This is a genomic window from Phocaeicola sp. RTP21198st1_B8_RTP21198_201120, from assembly GCF_040929485.1.
GTDB classification, from domain to species: Bacteria; Bacteroidota; Bacteroidia; order Bacteroidales; family Bacteroidaceae; genus Phocaeicola; species Phocaeicola dorei.
In genome coordinates, this window is sequence record NZ_JBCOCI010000344.1 from 590 (window position 1) to 1,423 (window position 834).

General features: G+C 43.0%; 1 protein-coding gene and 1 pseudogene. Both read right to left on the reverse strand.

Going from position 1 to position 834, the window contains the following annotated elements; all coding sequences use genetic code 11:
* Nucleotides 1-554 (reverse strand): conjugative transposon protein TraN (gene traN / locus AB5935_RS26120; RefSeq protein ID WP_368327887.1); only part of this gene is annotated, 554 nt, incomplete at its 3' end.
* Between the two features lie 84 nt (nucleotides 555-638).
* Nucleotides 639-834 (reverse strand): annotated as a pseudogene (locus tag AB5935_RS26125) (conjugative transposon protein TraM); the annotation flags it as partial.

The window sequence follows — 834 nt, forward strand, 5'->3', positions numbered from 1 at the left end:
GCCTTGGATATTTTCTTGTCGTTTAGCTTGATGCGCAACTCATCGATGTCAAACCGTATGTTGGTGCGGTTCTCTATGCTGAAATCCAAAAAGAAATATTCACCAACTGAGTAGATGTTATTCAACCGCATAGTCATACGATGCTGTCTGGTACTCACATTACGTATTCTCGCAGGGGAGTTCCATATCGTTCTGGCATATCTGGTCATCTCTTCTGTACTCATTGAGACTGCCGGGTTGTGGTATGGAATTTTCTCTTCCGGCTGGATTTGTTTGTCAGACACTGCCTCCTGCATACGTGTGGTATAGATGAGCGCATATTGTGTACGATAGCGTTCTGTTACAATCGTCACAATGGCAAGAATATCTCCATCGGCATGTATGTCAGCTCCTTCTTTAGGTTTAAGACGGATGGTATTGTTGATGGGCTGGTCTCCAACAACGGCATCAGTGGAGATGTCGACAAAGCGTACTGGTTCTGTGGCTGTGATAACAGTTGTCACATTCTCATTAACGGTGAGCTGTTCGATTTCCTGATACGTCTGCTGAGCCATAGAGGGGAGGGGTGCCAAAACACATACCGCCAATGCGCCGATTCTTTTAAAAGTCTTCAGTTTCATAATATCTACGTGCTTAAATTATTTTTCTTTGTTGTTTGAATGAGAATTAATTAGGTAAACAAAAGTGCCATATTTGAGCTTGGCTTTATTTTTTTTGATTGCCTTGCTGACGGCATTACTGCTTTTCTGGACTGCATTGGAAATAGCTTGCGCTCCCCATGATGCCAGACTGTTTCCAGATGTGGTTGTATTGGTGAGTGTAGATGTATTGCTT